Source organism: Streptomyces sp. NPDC107581 (genome assembly GCF_055657175.1).
The window spans coordinates 115,770-137,164 of sequence record NZ_JBVKBH010000006.1; the positions used below are offsets into that span (position 1 = coordinate 115,770).

Sequence of the window (21,395 nt, forward strand, 5' to 3'; positions counted from 1 at the left end):
GATGAACAAGACGATCAGGCGGGCGTCCGTCTTCACGCTGCTGCTCGTGCTCGCCCTGCTGGTCAGGGCGACCTGGGTGCAGTACTACGACGGAAAGGCCCTCGCGGACGACAACGACAACCGGCGGAACGTGATCGAGACCTACTCACGCCCGCTCGGGAACATCATCGTGGCCGGGGACTCGATCACCGGCTCGGCACGGACGAAGGGCAGCGACCTCGCGTACAAGCGCACGTACAAGAACGGCAAGCTGTATGCGGCGGTGACGGGCTACGCCTCGCAGGCCTACGCCCCGACCCAGCTGGAGGGCATCTACAAGGATCTCCTCAACGGCACGGACACGAAGCTGAAGACCGTGCTGGACACGGTCACCGGCAAGCGCGCCGACCCGGGCGACGTGCTCACGACGATCGACCCGGCGGTGCAGAAGGCGGCCTACGACGCGCTCGGCGGCAACAAGGGCGCGGCCGTCGCGATCGACCCGAAGACCGGCAGGATCCTCGCGGTGGTGTCGACCCCGTCGTACGACCCCTCGCAGCTGACCGACGCGAACACGGCAGGGGTGGCCTGGAAGCGGCTGAACGCGGACAAGGACAAGCCGCTCACCAACCGGGCGCTGCGCCAGCCGCTGCCGCCGGGTTCCACGTTCAAGCTGGTCGTGGCCGCGGCCGCGCTGGAGAGCGGACTGTACAAGAACGTGGACGACCCCACCGAGAGCCCCGACCCGTACATCATGCCGGGCACGACGCGCCCGCTGGAGAACGAGAACAGGTCGGCCCCGTGCAAGAACGCCTCGATCCGGGTCGCCCTGCGCTACTCCTGCAACAACGTCTTCGGCAAGATGGCCGTCGACCTCGGCCAGGACAAGGTCAAGGCGATGGCCGAGAAGTTCGGCTTCAACGACGACCAGCAGGACGTGCCCGTGCGGGCCTACGCGAGTGTGTACCCCTCGGACATGGACAAGGCGCAGACCGCCCTGTCCGGCATCGGCCAGTTCGACGTCACCGCGACCCCGCTCCAGATGGCCATGGTGTCGGCGGCCATAGCCAACGGCGGCAAGCTGGTCTCGCCGCACATGGTGTCGCAGACCACCGACAGTGACGGTGACGTGGTGAAGGACTATGACGACGACGCGGACTCGAAGCAGATCGTCAGCTCCGGCACGGCCGAGCAGCTGCGGTCGGCGATGGAGACGGTGGTGAAGGACGGCACCGGTACGAACGCGCTGATCGACGGGGCGACCGTCGGCGGCAAGACCGGTACGGCGCAGCACGGCGAGAACAACAGCAAGACGCCGTACGCCTGGTTCACCTCCTACGGCAAGTCGCACAGCAGCGGCAAGGAGGTCGCCGTCGCGGTGATGGTGGAGCAGTCGGACGCGGCCCGCTCCGAGGTGAGCGGCAACGGGCTGGCGGCGCCGGTTGCCAAGGCGATGATGCAGGCGGCGCTGAAGCTGAACTAGCACGGGGGACGGAGAAGTACGGGAGGGTCCGCGCTCCTGCTCTGCAGGACGACGGCCCTCCCGGCCTTCGAGGCGGCACCCTCCCGGTCTCCGGGCCGGCTCACTTGACCCCGAGGAGCTGCTCCACCGGATCGATCGCGAAGTAGACCACGAACAGCGCGGAGACTCCCCACAGCAGCCAGTTGACCTCCTTCGCCTTGCCGAGCACCGTCTTGATGACGACGTACGACACGAAGCCCGCGCCGATGCCATCGGTTATCGAGTACGTGAACGGCATCGCGGCGATGGTCAGGAACGCCGGGACGGCGATCTCGTACTCGTCCCAGTCGATGTGCTTGACGTGGGTCATCATCAGGAAGCCCACCGCGATCAGCGCGGGCGCGGCCGCCTGCAGCGGGACGATGGTGAGCAGCGGGGCGAGGAAGAGCGCGAGGCCGAAGAGGCCGCCGGTGACCAGGTTGGCGAAGCCGGTGCGGGCGCCCTCGCCGACGCCGGCCGCGGACTCGATGTAGGCGGTGTTGGAGGAGGCGGAGCCGACACCCCCGGCGACGGCGGCGGCACCGTCGATGAACAGGACCCGGCCGATACCGGGCACCTGCCCCTTGTCGTCGAGCAGTCCGGCCTCCGCGCTGATGCCGACGATGGTGCCCATGGCGTCGAAGAAGTCCGACAGGATCAGGGTGAAGACCAGCAGGACGGCAGTGAGCACCCCGGCCTTGGCGAAACCGCCGAACAGGCTGAAGTGGCCGATGAGCCCGAAGTCCGGGGCGGCGACGATCTTGTCCGGGACCTTCGGGGTGGTCAGGCCCCAGCTCTTGATGCCGGCGACGGCGTCGATGACGATCGCGACGACGGTCATCGTCACGATGCTGATCAGGATCGCCCCCTTCACCTTGCGGGCGAGCAGGGCGACGGTCAGCAGCACGCCGAGACAGAAGACGAGGACGGGCCAGCCGGTCAGCCGTCCGACGGCACCGAGTTGCACGGGCACGGTGGTGTGCGCGGCGTCCGGGATGCGGCTGACGAACCCGGCGTCCACGAAGCCGATGAACGCGATGAACAGGCCGATGCCGACACCGATGGCCTGCTTCAGCTGCTGCGGGATCGCGTTCATGATCGCCTCCCGCAGTCCGGTGAGGACCAGCAGGCAGATGATGAGACCTTCGAGGACGACCAGGCCCATCGCGTCGGACCAGCTCATCAGCGGGGCCAGCTGGAAGGCGACGACGGCGTTGAGGCCGAGGCCGGCGGCGATCGCGAGCGGGAGATTGCCGCCGACGCCCATGACGATCGTCATCACACAGGCCACCAGTGCGGTGGCGGTGACGAGTTGGCCGGTGTCGAGGGAGTGGCCGAACTTGTCCTTGGCACTGCCCAGGATGATCGGGTTCAGGACAAGGATGTAGGCCATCGTGAAGAAGGTGGCGAAGCCGCCCCGTATCTCCCGGCCGACGGTGGAACCCCGTTCGGAGATCCTGAAGTACCGGTCGACGCTGTTCCCGGCAGGTGGCGCGGCGTCCGGTCGCCGGTCCACCTTCTGCGTCTCGGACATGGTCGTACTCCTCGTCGCCTGATGAGCGTGTGCGGATGCTGGCTGGATTGTTCCCTCGCCGAACCCTCTTCAGGTTTTCTCCGTGTTACGGAATCCCGTTCGGCCCGCCCTGCACCGTCCGACTCCCCGGACAAGGGCGCCGGACGTCCACCCCTGCCGGGTGACGGGCGGCTTCGCCGCACACGACGGGAGCGACGGCCCCTCGTGAACCGGAACGCCCCCGCGGTCTTCGACCGACGGGGGCGCCGACATGCTGGGGACTGCTGTGTGTCCGGACCGGCTCAGCCGACGAAGTACGTCGGGTTGGGCAGCTTGTAGGTGCGGTCGGCGTAGCCGCCGTCCAGGTCCGAGTACTGGTCGCCGAAGTTGGCGATGATCTCGTACCCGAGGTCGTCCTCGATGTGCTTGCGGGTGCCGGACTTGTACTGCACGGTCGTGCACTTCCAGGCGCCCGGGGCGGCACAGTCGCTCAGGTAGGCCGGCGGGTTGGCCGCGTCCTTGAGGAACATGTGGCCGGGGTCGAGGTTCACATCGGCGCCGACCTTCTTCAGGTTGGCGACCGCGGCGGCGCGCTGCGCCTCCGTCAGACCGGAGTTGTAGAAGACCTCGACGCCCCTGGACTCGGCGTACCGGACCAGCTCGGGGCTGCCGAAGACGGCCGGGCGGTCGGCCTTGTTCACGTAGTCGCTCCACGTGGCGGAGTTGTACGTGTAGTTGTAGCGCTTCTCGTAGTCGAGGCTGAGCAGCAGCGTGTCGTCGACGTCGAAGACGACGGCCGGCTTCTCCCCGTGACGGTGCGACTTGCGGGCCGCCCTGTCGATGTAGCGCCTGGCGTCGGCGTCCATACGCTTCAGGTCCTTGGCGTACGGGCTGGCCGGGGAGGCCTGGTAGACGCCGTTGGCGTCGGCGGTGGTGCCGTAGTAGGTGTCGATGTCCTTCACCAACTGCCCGATGTTGTAGGGCTCGTGGGTGGAGTTCGCCGTCGACTGCCCGGCGGTGGCCGCGCCCGCGCCGTACAGGGCGCCGCCGGCGAGGGCACAGGCGGCAGCTATCGCGGCCGCTCTGAGGGACTTCCGCATGGATTCTCCGGAAAGTATGTGGTGATTGTTGCACCAGGTCACGCATTGTCTACGCGCATCACACACCACTCCGCGAGCCTCGTTACCCGATCGATATCGGATTCGGCGGATTCAACAGAAGCCCCCAGTCGCGCACCTGCCGGTCCGTCAGCTCGCCGCACGGCCCCGACGGCGGTGGAACCCGTCGTCGGGAACGTGGTCGACGGCAGGGCCCGTCCGCCGCACGGGCGTGGTGCGGCATCGGCCCGATGGGCGGTGCCGGGAGGTTCAGCCGGCGTACGGGTCCGGCACCTGGCCCGGGCGGGCCAGGAACTCGAAGTCGCAGCCGGTGTCGGCCTGCGTGATCTGCTCGTTGTAGAGGGCGCCGTAGCCGCGCTCGTAGCGGGCGGGCGGCGGCGTCCAGGCGGCCCGCCTGCGCTCCAGCTCCGCGTCGTCCACATGGAGACGCAGGGCGCGCGCCTCGACGTCCAAGGTGATGAGGTCCCCGCTGCGCACCAGCGCCAGCGGTCCGCCGACGTACGACTCCGGGGCCACGTGCAGCACACAGGTGCCGTAGCTCGTACCGCTCATCCGGGCGTCGGAGATCCGCACCATGTCCCGCACGCCCTGCCGGAGCAGATGGCCGGGAAGGGGGAGCATGCCGTACTCGGGCATGCCCGGGCCGCCCTTGGGCCCGGCGTTGCGCAGCACCAGCACGCTGTCCGCGGTGATGCCGAGCGCCGGGTCGTCGATGGTCCGCTGCATCGTCCTGTAGTCGTCGAAGACGACCGCGGGGCCGGTGTGCCTGAGCAGGCGGGGCTCGGCGGCGATGTGCTTGATCACGGCGCCGTCCGGGCAGAGGTTGCCGCGCAGCACCGCGACCCCGCCTTCGCTCGCGACCGGGCGGTCGCGTGGGCGGATGACGTCGTCGTCGTGCACCCGCGCGCCGTCCAGCTGTTCCCGCAGGGTGTCGTACGAGACCGTCGGCCGGTCGAGGTGGAGCAGGTCCGGGATCCGGGAGAGGAACCCGGGCAGGCCGCCCGCGAAGTGGAAGTCCTCCATGAGGTGGCGCTGTCCGCCGGGGCGGACGTCGGCCAGGACCGGGACCGTGCGGGCGATGCGGTCGAAGTCGTCCAGGGTGAGCTTCACCCCGGCGCGCCCCGCCATGGCGATCAGATGGATCACCGCGTTGGTGGAGCCGCCGAGGCCGAGGACGGCGGTGACCGCGTCGGCGAACGCCTCGGGGGTGAGGATGTCGGTCAGCCTCCTGCCCCGGTGGACCAGTTCGACGATGGTCAGGCCCGCGCGTGCGGCCATCCGGTCGTGTCCGGAGTCCACCGCCGGGATGCTGGACGCGCCCGGCACGGTCACGCCGAGCGCCTCGGCGGCGGCGGTCAGCGTGGAGGCCGTCCCCATGGTCATGCAGTGGCCGGGCGAGCGGGCCAGACCGCTCTCCAGCTCGGCCATCTCGCAGTCACCGATGAGGCCGGCCCGCTTGTCGTCCCAGTACTTCCACATGTCGGTGCCGGAGCCCAGGACTTCGCCCCGCCAGTGCCCCGGGAGCATGGGCCCCGCCGGTACGAAGACGGCGGGCAGGTCCACGGAGGCCGCGCCCATCAGCAGCGCCGGCGTGGACTTGTCGCAGCCGCCCATCAGGACGGCGCCGTCCACGGGATAGGACCGCAGCAGCTCCTCGGTCTCCATCGCGAGCAGATTGCGGTAGAGCATCGGGGTCGGCTTCTGGAAGGTCTCGCTGAGGGTGGAGACCGGGAATTCGAGCGGGAAGCCCCCGGCCTGCCAGACCCCGCGCTTGACGGCCTGTGCCCGGTCCCGCAGATGCACATGGCAGGGGTTGATGTCGGACCAGGTGTTGAGGATCGCGACGACCGGCTTGCCCAGGTGCTCCTCGGGCAGGTAGCCGAGCTGGCGGGTGCGGGCGCGGTGGCTGAAGGAGCGCAGGCCTCCGGTGCCGTACCACTGATGGCTTCGGAGCTCTTCCGGGCGCTTGCGGGGTGCGCTCATGCCGCCCACCCGGCGGCCATCGCGGCGACCTCGGCGCGCTGGTCCCCGGGCAGCTGTCTGCTCGGGGGGCGGACGTCCCTGCGGCACAGGCCGAGCGAGGCGAGGGCCTCCTTGACGACGGCGACGTTGTCGGCGGACCCGTGCGCGGCGCGCAGTTCCTCGAAGCGGCGGATCTGTTCCCAGACCTTCATGGCGCCCGGGTGGTCGCCCGACCGGAGTGCTTCGAGCATGTGCAGGGAGACGGCCGGGGCGACGTTCACCAGACCGGAGGTGAAGCCGGTGGCGCCCGCGGAGAAGTAGGAGGGGGCGTACGGTTCGGCGAGACCCGCGACCCATACGAAGCGGTCGAGGCCGGCGTCCCGGGCGAAGGCCGCGAACCGCACGGCGTCCGGTACGGCGTACTTCACACCGATGACGTTCGGGCAGTGGCCGGCGAGTTCGGCGAGGCGGGTGCCGGGCAGCCGGTCGCTGCGGAGGTAGGGGACCACGCCCAGCTCGGGCACGGACTCGGCGATGGCGCGGTGGTAGTCGACCCAGCCGGCGTCCGAGACGTACGGATGCACCGGCTGGTGGACCATCACCATCCGGGCGCCGACCGCGCGGGCGTGGCGGGCAGAGGCTGTCGCGGTGGGCAGGTCGTGCCCGACGCCGGCCAGGATCACGGCGCGGTCGCCGGCCTCGTCCACGGTCAGCTCGGTGACCAGGCGGCGCTCCTCGGGGCTGAGGGCGTAGAACTCGCCGGTGTTGCCGTTCGGGGTGAGGGTTCTGATCCCGCAGTCGAGCAGGCGTCGCAGCAGCGCCCGGTGGGTGTCCCGCGCGACGGAGCCGTCCTCGGCGAAGGGGGTCACCGGGATGGCCACCACATCGGCCAGGGCCGCCCGTTGGGTCGCGAACGTCACGCTGCTCATTGCTGCCCTTCCTCTGGAGGGGGCTCGGGGAAAGCCCGCCGTACGAACGACGCGATGTGGTCGTGCAGGGCGCCCGCCGCGCCGTCCGCGTCGCCGGCCAGCGCGAGCCGCAGGATCTCGCGGTGCTCCGCGGCCTCCTGACCCCAGGAGGGTGCGGCCGCCCAGGCCACGGCCGAGACGAGGGCGGCCTGGTCGCGGACCTCGTCCAGCATCCGGCCGAGCAGCGGGTTGCCGCACGGCAGGTAGAGGGCACGGTGGAACTCCCGGTTGGCCAGGGAGCGTTCGGCGGTGTCGGCGGCGGCGTCGGCCCGGGTGAGGGCGGCGCGGGCGGTGTTGAAGGAGGCACCGCGCACCACCGCTCGTCGCAGCGCCTCCGGTTCGAGGAGCAGCCGCACGTCGTGGACCTCGCGCGCCATGTCCGCGTCCACCGTGCGCACCGTGACGCCCTTGTACTGGCTCATCACGACGAGACCGGTCCCGGCGAGGGTCTTCAGCGCCTCCCGCACCGGGGTCTTGGAGACCCCGAACTGTGCGGCCAGCTCCGTCTCGACCAGGGCCTGACCGGGCGTCAGCCGTCCGGTCAGGATGCGGTGTCTGATCGCGTCCAGCACGTATTGCGTGCGGGACGGGATCGGGGTGGGCACCGAGGTCATGCGGCCCTCTCAGATCTCGCCTGTCGCGTCTCATATATGACGTACGAAGTACGACGCGTTGAAGCTAGGAGCGGGCCCGCGTTTCGTCAATGCCTCTGACAAAAGAGGCCCTCCGGCAGGAGCTGCCGCTGCCAGAGGGTGCGACCGGAAGAAGGCGCGGCTGACAGAAGGTGCCGTTGACAGAAGGTGCCGTTGACAGAAGGTGCCGTTGACAGAAGGTCCGACCGGCACAAGTAGCCGCTGGCAGAAGGTGCGACCGGCCGAAGGGGCCGCTGGCACAAGGTGCCGCTGGCGGGAGACGCTTCCGGCGGTAGAAGGCGTGGCTGACCGGACGGAGCGGCTCGAAGACGGCGCGGCTCGGACGGAGCGGCTCGGACGGAGCGGCTCGGACGGAGCGGCTCGGACGGTGCGGCTCGGGCGGTGCGGGTGCCGCCCTCGACCGCCGCGCGGGTGGGCCGGGCGGCGAGGGCGGCGCCACGGGCGGCAGCCCTCGACGGGTTACCGCCGCTCGCCCCGCGACGCCGCATGCCGCCACCCCGGATCCCGGCCGCTCAGGCCGACCGCGTGGTCCAGGAGGGATGCCTCCTCCGGGACCGGCACGACCGGGCCGAACAGGCCGCTGCCGCGGTTCGGGTCGTCCACCGCGGCGCGGAGGAAGACGAGGGCCGAGCCGAGGGCGGCGGCGTCGGGGGCGTAGGACTGTCCGGTCGCGCGGGCCAGGTCCCAGCCGTGGATCACCAGCTCGTCGGCGACGACCGCGCCCGCCACCGGGCCGGGCAGGTGCACGCCGCCCGCGCGGGTCATGCCGGTCCAGGCGGCCGGGTCGCGCCAGGCGTCGGCGAGGTCGTCCAGCGCCTTGGGCAGCTCCTCGCGCCAGCCGGGTCCGATGTCCGGCACGGTCGCGGCCGGGCTGGTGTCGGTCGTCGCTCCCAGGTCCTTGCGGGCGGCGTCGCGGAAGGCGACGGACAGCCCCAGCAGATGGCCCAGCAGGTTGCGGACCGCCAGGTCGGGGCACGGTGTGGGGGCCGCCAGGTGCTCGTCGGTGACGGCCTCGGCGAGCCGCGCCACGATCCGGGTCTGGGGGCCGAGGTCGAGGATCGTGTCGGAGGTCATGCCTTGCTCCTTCGAGGTTGCGATACCCGTACGGAAGAGTGACCGGACGGCTCGCGGAAACTCATCGGTGCCGTGCGGCCGCGCAGCCGTTCCCATGGTGACCGGCCGCCCGCGAAGCACCACACCGCGATCACCGGATCGCACAGTGCGCAGCCGAAGGACGAGTCGTGGGCGAACGGGACGATCGGATGGCCCTTGAGGTGGTGCACCACGTCCCACGCGGTGTGCAGCAGCCAGCCGACGCCGACGAAGGTCCATGAGTCCAGGGCCCGGTAGGCGACGCAGGTGGCCACCGCGGTGAAGGCGAACTCCCAGCCGCCCAGACCCCCGCCGCTGAGGTAGGCGGCACCGGCACCGGCGACCATGACCGCGTTGAGGCGGCGCCGGTGGGGTTCCGGGACGAGCGACATGAGCAGGACGTAGAGCAGGCCGATGAGGACCGGAGCGATGTAGCGCATGCGGTCGACCGTAGGAGCGGGCCGGCGTGTGCCCCAGGGGCATTACTGACGGCTTCCGACGGATTGTCGCCGTCGTGTCCCGCGGCACGGACGGGGCACGGCCGCGCCCGCCCGCCGAACGCCGACGGACCGCCGAACGCCGTCAGCCCACCGAACGCCGTCGGGCCGCCCCTCCACGACCTGCCCCCGCCTCCGCACGACCAGGCGCCGCCCCTGTCGGCCTGGTGCCGTTCCCGGTGGTCGCGGTGCTCGCTCAGGGCGCGGCGAGCGCCTCGCGCACCGCCGCGAGGTCGCCGTCCGATGCCAGCCCGGCGTGGTAGAGCCGCAGTTCCGTCGCTCCGTCGGCACGCGCGCGTGCCGCGTCCGCCGCGAGCGTGCCGGGGCTGCCGCCCATCCCGGAGACCACGGTGAAGTTGGCGGCCAGCACCGTCCGTTCGCGTGCCTGCTCGGCGAAGGGCGCCAGCAGGGCCGTACCGCCCGCGCACGGCACGACCACGCCGTCCGCGACGGAGAGGATGCGGGCGGGGTCGACGCCGGCGTTGGCGCCGCAGTGGTAGGACACCGGGTCGGCGTGCAGCAGGACCTGGAAGCCCTCGGGCGCGGCGGCGCGTACGGCGGTGACGGCCTCCTCCTGGAGGGTGCGGGCGGTGGTGTCGCGCCACGCGCGCGTGGCGGCCGCCGTGTCCTCGCCGAGGAGCTTCTCGACCGCCGGCCAGCCCCCGTCGTCCGCGGCCCCCCGCCACAGCGGCTCCAGCGCCGTGCGCACGGCGGCCGCCAGCTCGTCCGCGTCCAGGCCCTGTGCGCCGTAGCCGGTGCGGCAGGCCGGGCAGAAGCAGAGCGCCATCAGGTACTGCCCGGCCTCCCCGAGGCCGACCCCGGACGTCTTGTCGTGGGCGTGCAGGTGCTGCAGCCCGTACCAGCCGAGGGACTCCAGTTCGGTGCCGTGCGCGCCGGGGCGTACGGCGGCCTCGGCGGCCAGGTCGGCCAGGTACGCGCGCGTGGCGGGCTGGGCGATGCAGGGGGCCCACGGGTAGCGGTCGCCGTAGGCGTTGACGACCGAGGTGTCCGGATGTTCGGCGCCCAGGCGGGAGTTGTGCGCGAGGACGACCCAGGTGTGCACTTCCAGACCGGCCGCCGCGAGCGCCTCGGCGGCCTCGCCGTAGGCGTTCCCGGTGGCCCAGCGCCCGGCCGGGTACGGCCGCAGACCGCGGCCCGCCCAGCGGCCGTCCGGGGGGTAGAGGACGGCCGCGTACTCGGCGGTGACGATGCGGTGGCGGGGGTGCCGGGGGGTCAGGGCGCGGGTGGAGTGGTAGGCGGACGCGAGGGTCGCCTGTCGTACGCCGAGTGCGGCGATCCGGGCAGGTGCCCCGGCGTCCCCGTTGACGTCCCAGGGATAGACGAACGCCGACGCCTTCACGCGTTCTCCTCCAGCAGGGCGTGGCCGCGCTCGATGAGCCGGGCGAGCTGCTTGAGATGGTCCTCGTCCGGCTCGTGCAGCGGGGGCCGGACCTCGCCGACGTCCAGGCCGCGCAGCCGTACGCCGGCCTTGACGAGCGCGACGGCGTAGCCGCGGCCCTGGGCGCGCAGTTCCACGAACGGGCGGTAGAAGCCGTCCAGGAGGCGGCGCACGGTGTCCCGGTCGTCCGTCTCCAGGGCCCGGTGGAAGGCGAGGGCGATCTCGGGGGCGAAGCAGAAGACGGCCGAGGAGTAGAGGGTGACACCGAGGGCGCGGTAGGCGAGCTGGGTCTGCTCGGCGGTGGGCAGTCCGTTGAAGTACAGGAAGTCGCCGGGGACCCCGGTGCGCACGGCGCTGATGATCCGCTGCATCAGGTCCAGGTCGCCGAGGCCGTCCTTGAGGCCGATGACACCTTCGGTACGGGCGAGTTCGACCACCGTCCGCGGGGTGAAGACGGCGTTGTCGCGCTGGTAGACGATCACCGGCAGGGCGGTGGCCGCCGCGATCTCCCGGTAGTGCCGCAGCAGACCCTCCTGGCCGGCGAGGACGAGGTACGGCGGCATGGCGAGGAGTCCGTCGGCGCCCGCCTGTCCGGCCAGCCGCGCGTAGCGGACGGCGAGCGCGGTGCCGTAGCCGGCGCCCGCGATCACCGGGACGCGCCCCTCGGCCGCCTCGACGGCCGCCCCGACGCAGGCCTCGAACTCCTCCGGCAGCAGCGCGTGGAACTCCCCGGTGCCGCAGCAGGCGAACACGGCGGCCGCGCCGGCCGCGACGCCGTGGCGCACATGGGTGCGGTAGACGTCGAGGTCGAGGGAGCCGTCGGAGCCGTAGGCCGTGACGGGGAAGAAGAGCGGCCCCTTCGGGTCGCGGAGCCGGGCGGCGAGAGGGGCTGGCGTCACAAGCGCTCCCTGTCGGTGCATGTTTCTGATCGTCGTCTATGTTTCTGAACGATCTCACGCTAAAGGCCCGCCTCGGGGCGGGTCAAGCAGGCAAACCCGCATCACAGCAACGGATTTCCCCCACCCCACGGCACACTTGACTAGGTCCGCAGCGGCTCCTTAGCGTGTCCATGAATGTGAATCCTGTCCATGCACGCGGCCATCGCCCCAAGGAGATCGAGGATGCCCGCTCCCCGCACCGTTCTGCTCACCGGCGCCGCCGGCGGGCTCGGCACCCTGATGCGGTCCCTGCTGCCGGAGTACGGCTACACGCTGCGCCTGTTCGACGTGCGCCCGATCGAGGACGCGCCGGAGGCCGTCACCGCGGACCTCACCGACACGGCGGCGCTGCGCGAGGCCGTGCGGGGCGTGGACGCGGTCCTCCACCTCGCGGGCATCTCCCTGGAGGCGCCCTTCGGGAAGATCCTCAGGTCGAACATCGAGGGCACCTACAACCTCTACGAGGCGGCACGCCTCGAAGGCGTGCCCCGGATCGTCTTCGCCTCCTCCAACCACGCCGTCGGCTTCACCCCGGCCCCGCGCGAGGGCGACCCGCTGATCCCCGTCGACACCCCGCGCCGCCCCGACACCTTCTACGGTCTGTCGAAGTCCTTCGGCGAGGACCTCGCCCAGCTGTACTGGGACAAGCACGGCCTGGAGACCGTCTCGGTGCGCATCGGCTCCTGCTTCCCGGAACCGAACAGCGTGCGCATGCTCTCGGTGTGGATGAGCCCGGCCGACGGCGCCCGCCTCTTCCACGCGGCCCTGACCGCCGAGCGGGTGGGCCACACGGTCGTCTACGGCTCCTCGGCCAACACCCGGCTGTGGTGGGACCTGACGACGGCGCGGGCGCTCGGCTACGAGCCGCAGGACGACTCCGAGCCGTACGCCGGGAAGCTGATCGCCGAGCAGGGCGAGCTGGACCCGCAGAACCCGGCCCACAGCCACCTGGGCGGGCATTTCGTGAGCGACCCGCCGATCTGGCCGTACTGAGCATCGCGCCGGACGGCGGAAAACGAGCGCTCACGACGGCGGGCGGGCACCGAACGGGCCCGCCCGCCGCCGCATTCGGGCATCCCGGCCGCCCGCTTCCACCCCCGCTCCGGGCAGCCGTGCAGGTCCGGGGCGGGCAACCCGCCCGGCAAACGGGCCCAGACGGGCACCATCGGGCCCGCAACAGAGCTGGTCAGTGTCACCACACCCCCTGTAGAACTTCCCTCATGGGCCCGAACGGGCAGGTTCGCGGTGAAGCGGGTGACGAGATGGCCACGAGAACGGCGGAAGAACGCCAGCGTGAGATCGTGCTGGCCGCACGGGCCACCGGCTCGGTCGACGTCACCGCGCTCTCCGTCGAGCTGGGCGTGGCCAAGGAGACCATCCGGCGCGATCTGCGCGCCCTGGAGGACCACGGCCTGGTGCGCCGTACGCACGGCGGCGCCTATCCGGTCGAGAGCGCCGGCTTCGAGACGACGCTCGCCTTCCGCGCCACCAGCCACGTCCCGGAGAAGCGCCGGATCGCGACCGCCGCGGCCGAGCTGCTCGGGGACGCGGAGACGGTCTTCGTCGACGAGGGCTTCACCCCGCAGCTCATCGCCGAGGCCCTGCCCACGGACCGCCCGCTGACCGTGGTCACCGCGTCCCTGCCGATCGCGGGCGCCCTCGCCGAGGCCGAGACCATGTCGGTCCTGCTCCTCGGCGGGCGGGTCCGGGCCGGCACGCTGGCCACCGTCGACCACTGGACGACGAAGATGCTCGCCGGGTTCGTCGTCGACCTCGCCTACATCGGGGCCAACGGCATCTCCCGCGAGCACGGCCTCACCACCCCCGACCCCGCGGTCAGCGAGGTGAAGGCCCAGGCCATCCGCGCCGCGCGGCGCACGGTCTTCGCGGGCGTGCACACCAAGTTCGGAGCGGTCAGCTTCTGCCGGTTCGCGGAGGTCGGCGCGCTGGAGGCGATCGTCACGAGCACCCAGCTCCCGGCGGCCGAGGCCCACCGCTACTCCCTCCTGGGCCCGCAGGTCATCCGGGTGTGAAAGCCGAACTCACCCCCCGGCCCTCCTCTCCCTACCCTCCAGTGCCCCATATATCCCGATACATCCAGGAGCGAACGATGCGCACCCCGAGCCGACGGAGGCCTCGAACCACGCTCGCCATGGCCGCCGCAGGGACGCTGCTCGCCCCGCTGCTCTCCGGCTGCTGGGTCGGGGCGGGCGGGACCGGTTCCGGCGGCGACTCCATCAACGTCCTCATGGTCAACAACCCGCAGATGACCGAGTTGCAGAAGCTGACCGCCGCGCACTTCACGAAGGAGACCGGCATCAAGGTCAACTTCACCGTCCTGCCCGAGAACGACGTCCGCGACAAGATCAGCCAGGACTTCGCCAACCAGGCCGGCCAGTACGACGTGGCCACACTCTCCAACTACGAGATACCGATCTACGCCCGCAACGGGTGGCTGCACGACATGGACGCGTACGTCGCCAAGGACCCGTCGTACGACGAGCAGGACGTGCTGAAGCCCATGCGCCAGTCGCTCACCGCCGACGACGGCAAGCTCTACGGGCAGCCCTTCTACGGCGAGTCGTCCTTCCTGATGTACCGCAAGGACGTGTTCGCGGCGAAGGGCCTGACCATGCCGGCCCGTCCGACCTGGCAGCAGGTCGCCGACCTGGCCGCGAAGGCGGACGGCGCGCGGTCCGGCATGAAGGGCATCTGCCTGCGCGGACTGCCCGGCTGGGGCGAGATGATGGCGCCGCTGACCACCGTCGTGAACACCTTCGGCGGCACCTGGTTCGACAAGGACTGGAAGGCCCGCCTGAACTCCCCCGAGTTCGAGAAGGCGACAGAGTTCTACGTCGATCTCGTGCGCAGCCACGGCGAGTCGGGCGCGGCCCAGTCCGGCTTCGCCGAGTGCCTCAACGACATGACCCAGGGCAAGGTCGCCATGTGGTACGACGCCACCTCCGCGGCCGGTCTGCTGGAGGCGGCCGGCTCACCGGTCAAGGGCAAGCTCGGCTACGCCCCCGCCCCCGTGGAGAAGACGGACTCCTCCGGCTGGCTCTACACCTGGGCCTGGGGCATCCAGAAGGCCTCCCGCAACCCCGACAAGGCCTGGAAGTTCGTCTCCTGGGCCTCCGGCAAGGGCTACGAGCAACTGGTCGGCGAGACCAGCGGCTGGTCCGACGTCCCGGCGGGCAAGCGGGCGTCGACGTACACGAACGCCGACTACCGCAAGTCGGCAGCCGCCTTCCAGGAGATGACGAAGGAGGCCATCGAGAACGCCCGCCCGAACGACCCCGGCGTGCAGCCGCGCCCCGCGCCCGGCATCCAGTTCGTCGGCATCCCCGAGTTCACCGATCTCGGCACCAGGGTCTCCCAGGAGATCAGCGCGGCCATCGCCGGACGCCAGTCCACCGGCTCGGCCCTGAAGAAGTCCCAGCAGCTCGCCGAGAAGATCTCCAAGGAGTACGAGGGACGATGACAGCGACGACCACGGCACCCCTCGCCACCGCCCCCGTGAGGACGGTGAAACAGCCCTCGCCCCGGCTGCGCGCCTGGGCCGCCCGGGGCCCGCTCCTGCCGGCCCTCGTCTTCATGATCGTGGTGACCCAGCTGCCGTTCGTGGCCACGCTGGTGATCTCCTTCTTCGACTGGAACGCCCTCTATCCCAAGGCCCGTCGCTTCACCGGCCTCGACAACTACCGCCAGGTGCTGACCGACGCCGACCTGCGCCACTCGGTGTGGACGACCGTGCTGCTCACGGTGGCGGTGGTGCTGGCCAGTCTGGTCCTCGGCCTGGCGCTGGCGCTGCTCCTCGACCGGAGGTTCCGCGGCCGGGGTGTCGTACGCACCCTGCTCATCGCCCCGTTCCTGGTGGTGCCCGTGGCCGCGGCCCTGCTCTGGAAACACGTGCTCTACAACCCCGAATACGGCCTGCTCAACGGGTTGTTGCACTACGTGGGCGGCCCCCAGCCGGACTGGATCTCCAGCACCCCGCTGCTCGCGGTCGAGGCCTCCCTGGTGTGGCAGTGGACGCCGTTCATGATGCTGATCCTGCTGGCCGGACTGCAGAGCCGCGACCAGCAGCAGATCGAGGCCGCGCGGGTCGACGGCGCGAGCGACTGGCAGATCTTCCGCTACCTCACGCTGCCCCACCTGCGCCGCTACCTCGAACTCGGCGCCCTGCTGGGCTCGATCTACATCGTGCAGAACTTCGACGCGGTCTTCACGATCACCTCCGGCGGCCTCGGCACCGCCAACCTGCCCTACACCGTCTACCAGAGCTTCTACCAGGCCCATGAGAACGGCCTCGCCTCGGCCGCCGGTGTCCTGGTGGTCATCGGGTCCATCGTCATCGCGACCTTCGCCCTGCGCGTGGTGTCGTCCCTGTTCCGCGAGGAGGTGTCCCGCGCATGAGCGCAACCGTCGTCGGACGCAGGAGCCGTCCGGGGCTCGGCCTGGGCCTGGTGGCCTGGCTGGCCGGAATCGTCTTCTTCCTGCCCCTGGCCTGGATGGCCCTGACCTCCTTCCACTCCGAGGCGGACGCGGCGACCAACCCGCCCTCCTTCACCGCCTCCCTCACCCTGGACGGCTACCGCGAGTTCTTCGGCACGGGCGGCGGGGCCAGCCCGTGGCCCGCGCTGATCAACTCCACGGTGGCGTCCGTGGCCTCGACGGTCTGCGTGCTGCTGCTCGCCTTCCCGGCCGCCTACGCGCTCTCCATCCGCCCGGTGAAGAAGTGGACCGACGTCCTGTTTTTCTTCCTGTCCACGAAGATGCTGCCGGCCGTGGCGGGCCTGCTGCCGATCTACCTGTTCGCCAAGAACGCCGGAATGCTCGACAACATCTGGCTGCTGGTCATCCTCTACACCTCGATGAACCTGCCGATCGCGGTGTGGATGATGCAGTCCTTCCTCGCCGAGGTGCCGGTCGCCGTCATCGAGGCGGCGCGGGTGGACGGCGCCCGGCTGCCGACGATCCTCGCGCGCGTGGTGGCCCCGATCGCCCTTCCCGGCATCGCCGCCACCGCCCTGATCTGCTTCATCTTCAGCTGGAACGAGCTGTTGTTCGCCCGGGTCCTGACGGGCGTGGTCGCCGAGACCGCCCCCGTCTTCCTGACCGGCTTCATCACCAGCCAGGGCCTGTTCCTGGCCAAGGTGTGCGCCGCGTCGCTCGTCATCTCCCTGCCGGTGCTAGCCGCGGGGTTCGCCGCCCAGGACAAGCTGGTCCAGGGCCTGTCGTTGGGAGCCGTGAAATGAAGGCCGCCGTCATCGAGTCCGTGGGCCGTGTCGTCGTCACCGAGGTCCCGGACCCGACGCCAGGGCCCCGCGAGGTCGTCGTCGAGGTCGCCGCCTGCGGCCTGTGCGGCACCGACCTGCACATCCTCCAGGGCGAGTTCGCGCCCAAGCTGCCCATCGTCCCCGGCCACGAGTTCGCGGGCGAGGTCGTCGGGGTCGGCGGCCAGGTCACGGAGGTCGCGGTCGGCGACCGGGTGGCCGTGGACCCGTCCCTGTACTGCTACGAGTGCCGGCGCTGCCGTACCGGCCACAACAACCTGTGCGAGCGGTGGGCCGCGATCGGCGTGACGACGGCGGGCGGCGCCGCCCGGTACGCGGTGGCCCCCGTGGCCAACTGCGTCAAGCTGCCCGAGCATGTGCGCACCCAGGACGCGGCCCTGGTGGAGCCGCTGTCCTGCGCGGTACGCGGCTACGACGTCCTGCGCTCCCGCCTCGGCGCCCACGTCCTGATCTACGGCTCCGGGACCATGGGCCTGATGATGCTGGAGCTGGCCAAGCGCACGGGCGCGGCGAGCGTGGACGTGGTGGACGTCAACCCCGCACGCCTGGAGACGGCCCACCGCCTGGGCGTCTCGCGCGCGGCGGCCGGGGCGGACGAGCTGGACCGCCCGCAGGGCTGGGACGTGGTCGTGGACGCGACGGGCAACGCGGCGGCGATCCAGGACGGACTGGAGCGGGTGGCGAAGGCGGGCACGTTCCTGCAGTTCGGGGTGGCCGACTACGCGACGCGGGTGACGATCGATCCGTACCGCATCTACAACCAGGAGATCACCATCACCGGTTCCATGGCGGTGCTGCACAGCTTCGAGCGGGCGGCGGAGCTGTTCGCGAACGGGGTGCTGGACCCGGAGGTGTTCATCAGCGACCGGATCCCGCTGGAGCGGTATCCCGAGGCGCTGGAGCAGTTCGCGGCGGGCGTCGGACGCAAGATCGTGGTGGTGCCTTGAGCCGATCGAGGGCGATCGCCCGACGGGCCCGTCGGTAAGGGAACGGTAAAGCGGTGTCGTTCGTTCACCCGGCATGACAGCTATGACCCCTGGCTCGAACATCCCTCTGTCGGCCGCCCGCGTGACGGTGGACGTCGCCGCGCCGGTGCGGCTCGACGTGTCGGGCCTGCTGCTCACCGCCGACGGCAAGGTGCGCTCCGACGACGACTTCATCTTCTACAACCAGCCCGCCGGGCCGGGCGTGACGTACACGTCCGGCGGCGGTGCGGCCCCCGACGCGATCACGGTCGACACCGGTGCCGTGCCGCCGGACATCGAGAAGATCGTGGTCACGGCCAGCCCGGACGCGGACGGCCAGACCTTCCAGGGCATCGAGCCGACGGCCACGATCCGGGACGCGGACGGCGGCTCGGTGCTGGCCGCGTTCACCCCGCCGCAGCTCGGCACCGAGACGGCGCTGGTGATCGTGGAGATCTACCGCCGGGGCGGCGCATGGAAGGCCCGCGCCGTCGGCCAGGGGTATGCCAACGGGCTGGCGGGCATCGCTACGGACTTCGGTGTGACGGTGGAGGAACCCGCCGCCGCGCCCGCGGCCCCGCCGCAGCAGCCCTCCGCCTCGCCCGCGGCCCCGCCGCAGCAGCCGGCCGTCCCTCCGGCGCCCACCGCCCAGCCGGCCCCGCCTGCGGCCGCTCCCCCGGCCCCGCCCGCTCCGGCGCCCGGCGCCGGGAAGGTCAACCTGGACAAGGGCCGGGTCAGCCTCCAGAAGAACCAGACCGTGTCCCTGGTCAAGGGCGGCCGTCCGCTGCTCTCCCTGGTGCAGATGGGTCTCGGCTGGGAGCCCGCGTTCCGCGGCAGCGACATCGACCTGGACGCCTCGGTCATCGCCTACGGCCCGCAGCGCAACGCCGTCGACAGCTGCTACTTCGGCAAGCTGACCATCCTGAACGGCGCGATCAAGCACTCCGGTGACAACCTGACCGGCGAGGGCGGGGGCGACGACGAGGTGATCACGGTCGACCTCGGCCGTATTCCGCAGGAGGTCACCGGCCTGGTCTTCACCGTCAACTCCTTCTCCGGGCAGAAGTTCACCGATGTCGCCCATGCCTACTGCCGCCTGCTGGACCCGGCCACCGGCGAGGAACTGGTCCGCTTCGACCTCACCAACGCCGAGCCGCAGACGGGCGTCATGATGGCCAAGCTGATCCGGCAGTTCTCCGGCGAGTGGGACATGACGGCGATCGGCGGGTTCGTGAAGGCGCGCACGGTCCGGAACATGGTCGAGCCGGGGGCACGCGCCCTGTGACCCCGTACAGGTCGGAGCGGTGGAGGGACAGCGGCTTCTCCCCCCGCCGCTCCGACCTGGCCTGCGGGTCCACTCCGAAGACACCGGGTCCGCAGGCACCGGGTCCCGTAGACATCTGCCCCACAGACACCGGCCCCGCAGGCATCAGCTCCGCACGCATCAGCCCCGCAGGCATCGGCCCCGCACGCAGCGGCTCCGCTAGCGGGCACGCTCCCGTACGGCGTTCCAGCCGGGCGGGCGCAGCCCCTCCGTCAGCAATGCCAGGTAGCGGGGGATTTCGCGGCCCTGGCCGTTCGCCAGCTCCGAGGCCGTGGCCACCCCGTGGGCCAGCCGCAGCACCTCGATCGGCTCCAGGTCGGCCCGCAGCACCCCCTCCGCCCGGGCCGCCTCCACCAGCCGTGTCGCCGCGCCCTTCACCGACGTACCGCATGCCGTCATCGCGGCCGAACCGCCGTCCGTGACCGCCGAGCCGAGCAGGGACTTCATTCCCCGCACCTGGATCGTGGCGACACACAGCTCGTTCAGCCACTCCATGAGCGCCTCGCCCGGCGGCAGTTCCCCCGCCAGTTCGTCGGCCCGCGTCCCCAGCGCCTCGATCCGGTCCACGTACGCCGCCTCCAGCAGCGCCTGCCGCGTCGGGAAGTGCCGGTAGAGCGTGCCCGAACCGACGCCCGCCCGCTTGGCGATGTCATCGAGTGACGCGTTCTCCCCGTGCTCGGCGAAGGCCTCCGCCGCCACCCTCAGCAACCGCTCGTAGTTGCGCCGAGCGTCCGCACGCATGGGCCTGACCTGCGACATCCAGATACTCCTTGCGAACCGGGGACCTCCTCCGCACTCCACCCTCCCCGCAACCGGCAGCCTCGGGCAAGGGGGCGGCCGGCCCGGGGCGATGCGCCCGTCGACGCCCGGTCAGAGCCACTGGGCCGGCTCGTACCCGCCGGTGGCCGGGTCCGGCCCGGGACCGCGGCCTACCGATCCGGTCCCCAGGCCGATCGTGGCACGCGTCCGCATGGGGCCGTCACCACGGCGGGAGAGCAGTCCGACCTCGGTCACGCGCGCGTGCAGCGCGCCGAGCCGGGCGGCGCATTCGGCCGCGAGGACGCGCGGAACTCGGGTGCGCCCGAGCGAGAGGTGCGGGGTGAACCGCGGGAAACGCTCCGTGCAGTACGGGAAGGGCTCCGCCAGCGCGCGCCGGAGTTCGCTCCAGGGCGCGGCGCCGGCCGCCGCCGGGTCGAGCCACACGGTGGCGTAGGACCGGTGACGGAAGGCGCGGACCCCGCTGAGCCGGATGTCGAAGGGCTCGCACCCGGCGGCCGCGGCGGCCAGCAGCGGGAGCGCCGCCGGGAAGTCCTCCTCCGGGACGAAGCCGAAGACCAGGTTCACATGGGGTGGCCAGCGGCGGATCTGCGGGTCGTGCTCGGCGCGGATGCGCTGGATGGCGGGCCAGAGTTCGGCCGGGGGAAGCCACGCCACGGCGGTCCGGGACGTGGGGGCCGACTCGAGCCGGCCGAGGGCTTCGAACGGGCCGGACGTCGGAGGGCGGGGCACACCGCCATCATGGCCCCGCCCGCCGACGGCCGCCGCCCCTGGCCCGGGGCTGACAGCTCACGCAACCGAAGTCCGCACTGCATGCACGGCGACCCAGGTACGGGAGAACCGTTCCACTCCGGCCCCGCGCTTCTGGCCGTGCCGGGACACCGAGTGCTTGCGCACCTGCTTCTCCACCACCAGACGCTTGTGCACCCGCTTCTTTCCCGCGGCATTCTTGTGCACCTGCTTCTTCCCGGCCGAGTGCTCGTGGACCTGCTTCTTCGCCATCGAGTGCTTGCCGGCCTGCTTCTTCACCGCATGACGCTTGTGACCATGCTTCTTCGACTCCGATGGCTTGCCGTCACGGTCCTTCTGCTTGCCTTCACGGTCCTTCTGCGCGCCTCCGTGCTCCTTCGCCGGGTGCCGAGCCCCGTGCATGTCGGACTGCATGTCGGACTGCGAGTCGGACTGCGAGTCGGACTGGTGCTCGCCGTGCGGGGTGTTCCATGTGGCCACGGCGGTCGCCTGGGAGGAAGCCACCGCGGAGACCTGCTGCGGATCATCGGAGTCATCGGCACAGCTGACGCCGACGCCCATGGTGGACAGCCCCGCCACCACTGCGGCCACGAGCGCAGCACGCTGCAATGTGCGCATGATTCGACCCTTTCTCACCTGAGGATGAAGCCCTGTATCGATTG

General features: G+C 71.3%; 20 protein-coding genes. 8 read left to right on the top strand and 12 right to left on the bottom strand.

Annotated features, from left to right (window positions below; translation table 11 throughout):
- The first annotated feature begins 1 nt into the window (after position 1).
- Positions 2 to 1,462 (top strand): peptidoglycan D,D-transpeptidase FtsI family protein, encoded by a 1,461-nt coding sequence (locus tag ACZ7P3_RS16745; RefSeq protein WP_472082218.1) that lies wholly within the window; start codon positions 2 to 4, stop codon positions 1,460 to 1,462.
- A gap of 100 nt (positions 1,463 to 1,562) precedes the next feature.
- On the opposite strand, the gene ACZ7P3_RS16750 is transcribed toward ACZ7P3_RS16745, so the two are convergent.
- The 9 genes from ACZ7P3_RS16750 to ACZ7P3_RS16790 form a co-directional block, all read right to left on the bottom strand.
- Positions 1,563 to 3,014: an NCS2 family permease gene (locus ACZ7P3_RS16750; protein ID WP_472082220.1), complete on the bottom strand. Its 1,452-nt coding sequence runs from the start codon at positions 3,012 to 3,014 to the stop codon at positions 1,563 to 1,565.
- 281 nt (positions 3,015 to 3,295) lie between these two features.
- Positions 3,296 to 4,093 (bottom strand): HAD family acid phosphatase, encoded by a 798-nt coding sequence (locus tag ACZ7P3_RS16755; protein ID WP_472082222.1) that lies wholly within the window; start codon positions 4,091 to 4,093, stop codon positions 3,296 to 3,298.
- Between the two features lie 267 nt (positions 4,094 to 4,360).
- A complete protein-coding gene (araD, locus tag ACZ7P3_RS16760; RefSeq protein ID WP_472082224.1) occupies positions 4,361 to 6,094 on the bottom strand; it encodes an L-arabinonate dehydratase in 1,734 nt (577 codons plus the stop codon).
- Positions 6,091 to 7,002, bottom strand: coding sequence for a dihydrodipicolinate synthase family protein (locus ACZ7P3_RS16765; RefSeq protein WP_472082226.1), 912 nt, complete (start codon positions 7,000 to 7,002; stop codon positions 6,091 to 6,093). The genes araD and ACZ7P3_RS16765 overlap by 4 nt, the downstream gene beginning before the upstream one ends.
- Complete coding sequence (locus ACZ7P3_RS16770) at positions 6,999 to 7,655, bottom strand: GntR family transcriptional regulator (RefSeq protein WP_472082228.1); 657 nt, start codon at positions 7,653 to 7,655, stop codon at positions 6,999 to 7,001. Before ACZ7P3_RS16770 ends, ACZ7P3_RS16765 begins: the two co-directional genes overlap by 4 nt.
- A 498-nt stretch (positions 7,656 to 8,153) precedes the next feature.
- Positions 8,154 to 8,768: a TIGR03086 family metal-binding protein gene (locus tag ACZ7P3_RS16775; protein WP_472082230.1), complete on the bottom strand. Its 615-nt coding sequence runs from the start codon at positions 8,766 to 8,768 to the stop codon at positions 8,154 to 8,156.
- Entirely contained in the window at positions 8,765 to 9,226 is a 462-nt protein-coding gene (locus tag ACZ7P3_RS16780) for a DUF6010 family protein (protein ID WP_472082232.1), read from the bottom strand. Before ACZ7P3_RS16780 ends, ACZ7P3_RS16775 begins: the two co-directional genes overlap by 4 nt.
- Positions 9,227 to 9,479: 253 nt before the next feature.
- Positions 9,480 to 10,643, bottom strand: a complete 1,164-nt coding sequence (locus ACZ7P3_RS16785) for a hypothetical protein (protein WP_472082234.1) — start codon at positions 10,641 to 10,643, stop codon at positions 9,480 to 9,482.
- Positions 10,640 to 11,581 carry a 5-dehydro-4-deoxyglucarate dehydratase gene (locus tag ACZ7P3_RS16790; RefSeq protein ID WP_472082236.1) on the bottom strand — a complete coding sequence of 314 codons (942 nt, stop codon included), beginning with the start codon at positions 11,579 to 11,581 and terminating at the stop codon, positions 10,640 to 10,642. The genes ACZ7P3_RS16785 and ACZ7P3_RS16790 overlap by 4 nt, the downstream gene beginning before the upstream one ends.
- Before the next feature lie 222 nt (positions 11,582 to 11,803).
- Here ACZ7P3_RS16790 and ACZ7P3_RS16795 point away from each other — a divergent pair, with 222 nt between their 5' ends.
- From ACZ7P3_RS16795 to ACZ7P3_RS16825, 7 genes are all read left to right on the top strand, one after another.
- On the top strand, positions 11,804 to 12,613 hold the full coding sequence (locus ACZ7P3_RS16795; protein ID WP_472082238.1) for an NAD-dependent epimerase/dehydratase family protein: 810 nt from the start codon (positions 11,804 to 11,806) through the stop codon (positions 12,611 to 12,613).
- A gap of 269 nt (positions 12,614 to 12,882) precedes the next feature.
- Positions 12,883 to 13,653 (top strand): DeoR/GlpR family DNA-binding transcription regulator, encoded by a 771-nt coding sequence (locus tag ACZ7P3_RS16800; protein ID WP_472082240.1) that lies wholly within the window; start codon positions 12,883 to 12,885, stop codon positions 13,651 to 13,653.
- A 77-nt stretch (positions 13,654 to 13,730) separates the two neighbouring features.
- The gene (locus ACZ7P3_RS16805; protein ID WP_472082242.1) at positions 13,731 to 15,101 is read left to right on the top strand and encodes an ABC transporter substrate-binding protein; all 1,371 of its coding nucleotides are present in this window, start codon (positions 13,731 to 13,733) and stop codon (positions 15,099 to 15,101) included.
- Entirely contained in the window at positions 15,098 to 16,036 is a 939-nt protein-coding gene (locus ACZ7P3_RS16810) for a carbohydrate ABC transporter permease (RefSeq protein WP_472082244.1), read from the top strand. Before ACZ7P3_RS16805 ends, ACZ7P3_RS16810 begins: the two co-directional genes overlap by 4 nt.
- Positions 16,033 to 16,878, top strand: coding sequence for a carbohydrate ABC transporter permease (locus ACZ7P3_RS16815; RefSeq protein ID WP_472082246.1), 846 nt, complete (start codon positions 16,033 to 16,035; stop codon positions 16,876 to 16,878). The genes ACZ7P3_RS16810 and ACZ7P3_RS16815 overlap by 4 nt, the downstream gene beginning before the upstream one ends.
- Positions 16,875 to 17,864: a zinc-dependent alcohol dehydrogenase family protein gene (locus tag ACZ7P3_RS16820; RefSeq protein WP_472082248.1), complete on the top strand. Its 990-nt coding sequence runs from the start codon at positions 16,875 to 16,877 to the stop codon at positions 17,862 to 17,864. The genes ACZ7P3_RS16815 and ACZ7P3_RS16820 overlap by 4 nt, the downstream gene beginning before the upstream one ends.
- Positions 17,865 to 17,946: 82 nt before the next feature.
- Positions 17,947 to 19,167, top strand: coding sequence for a TerD family protein (locus ACZ7P3_RS16825; protein ID WP_472082250.1), 1,221 nt, complete (start codon positions 17,947 to 17,949; stop codon positions 19,165 to 19,167).
- Between the two features lie 198 nt (positions 19,168 to 19,365).
- Here the strand turns inward: ACZ7P3_RS16825 and ACZ7P3_RS16830 are convergent, their stop codons facing one another.
- The 3 genes from ACZ7P3_RS16830 to ACZ7P3_RS16840 all read right to left on the bottom strand — a co-directional run bounded on the left by ACZ7P3_RS16830 (position 19,366) and on the right by ACZ7P3_RS16840 (position 21,351).
- Positions 19,366 to 19,965 carry a TetR/AcrR family transcriptional regulator gene (locus tag ACZ7P3_RS16830; RefSeq protein WP_472082252.1) on the bottom strand — a complete coding sequence of 200 codons (600 nt, stop codon included), beginning with the start codon at positions 19,963 to 19,965 and terminating at the stop codon, positions 19,366 to 19,368.
- Between the two features lie 111 nt (positions 19,966 to 20,076).
- Positions 20,077 to 20,715, bottom strand: a complete 639-nt coding sequence (locus ACZ7P3_RS16835) for a 2'-5' RNA ligase family protein (RefSeq protein WP_472082254.1) — start codon at positions 20,713 to 20,715, stop codon at positions 20,077 to 20,079.
- Between the two features lie 57 nt (positions 20,716 to 20,772).
- Positions 20,773 to 21,351: a hypothetical protein gene (locus ACZ7P3_RS16840; RefSeq protein ID WP_472082256.1), complete on the bottom strand. Its 579-nt coding sequence runs from the start codon at positions 21,349 to 21,351 to the stop codon at positions 20,773 to 20,775.
- Between the last annotated feature and the right edge of the window lie 44 nt (positions 21,352 to 21,395).

Coding starts and splice junctions, on each gene's coding strand:
- ACZ7P3_RS16755 (WP_472082222.1), bottom strand. CDS start 4,093: ATGCGGAAGTCCCTCAGAGCGGCCGCGATAGCTGCCGCCTGTGCCCTC.
- ACZ7P3_RS16775 (WP_472082230.1), bottom strand. CDS start 8,768: ATGACCTCCGACACGATCCTCGACCTCGGCCCCCAGACCCGGATCGTG.
- ACZ7P3_RS16765 (WP_472082226.1), bottom strand. CDS start 7,002: ATGAGCAGCGTGACGTTCGCGACCCAACGGGCGGCCCTGGCCGATGTG.
- ACZ7P3_RS16805 (WP_472082242.1), top strand. CDS start 13,731: ATGCGCACCCCGAGCCGACGGAGGCCTCGAACCACGCTCGCCATGGCC.
- ACZ7P3_RS16795 (WP_472082238.1), top strand. CDS start 11,804: ATGCCCGCTCCCCGCACCGTTCTGCTCACCGGCGCCGCCGGCGGGCTC.
- araD (WP_472082224.1), bottom strand. CDS start 6,094: ATGAGCGCACCCCGCAAGCGCCCGGAAGAGCTCCGAAGCCATCAGTGG.
- ACZ7P3_RS16745 (WP_472082218.1), top strand. CDS start 2: ATGAACAAGACGATCAGGCGGGCGTCCGTCTTCACGCTGCTGCTCGTG.
- ACZ7P3_RS16800 (WP_472082240.1), top strand. CDS start 12,883: ATGGCCACGAGAACGGCGGAAGAACGCCAGCGTGAGATCGTGCTGGCC.
- ACZ7P3_RS16815 (WP_472082246.1), top strand. CDS start 16,033: ATGAGCGCAACCGTCGTCGGACGCAGGAGCCGTCCGGGGCTCGGCCTG.
- ACZ7P3_RS16825 (WP_472082250.1), top strand. CDS start 17,947: ATGACCCCTGGCTCGAACATCCCTCTGTCGGCCGCCCGCGTGACGGTG.
- ACZ7P3_RS16770 (WP_472082228.1), bottom strand. CDS start 7,655: ATGACCTCGGTGCCCACCCCGATCCCGTCCCGCACGCAATACGTGCTG.
- ACZ7P3_RS16780 (WP_472082232.1), bottom strand. CDS start 9,226: ATGCGCTACATCGCTCCGGTCCTCATCGGCCTGCTCTACGTCCTGCTC.
- ACZ7P3_RS16820 (WP_472082248.1), top strand. CDS start 16,875: ATGAAGGCCGCCGTCATCGAGTCCGTGGGCCGTGTCGTCGTCACCGAG.
- ACZ7P3_RS16830 (WP_472082252.1), bottom strand. CDS start 19,965: ATGTCGCAGGTCAGGCCCATGCGTGCGGACGCTCGGCGCAACTACGAG.
- ACZ7P3_RS16810 (WP_472082244.1), top strand. CDS start 15,098: ATGACAGCGACGACCACGGCACCCCTCGCCACCGCCCCCGTGAGGACG.
- ACZ7P3_RS16840 (WP_472082256.1), bottom strand. CDS start 21,351: ATGCGCACATTGCAGCGTGCTGCGCTCGTGGCCGCAGTGGTGGCGGGG.
- ACZ7P3_RS16750 (WP_472082220.1), bottom strand. CDS start 3,014: ATGTCCGAGACGCAGAAGGTGGACCGGCGACCGGACGCCGCGCCACCT.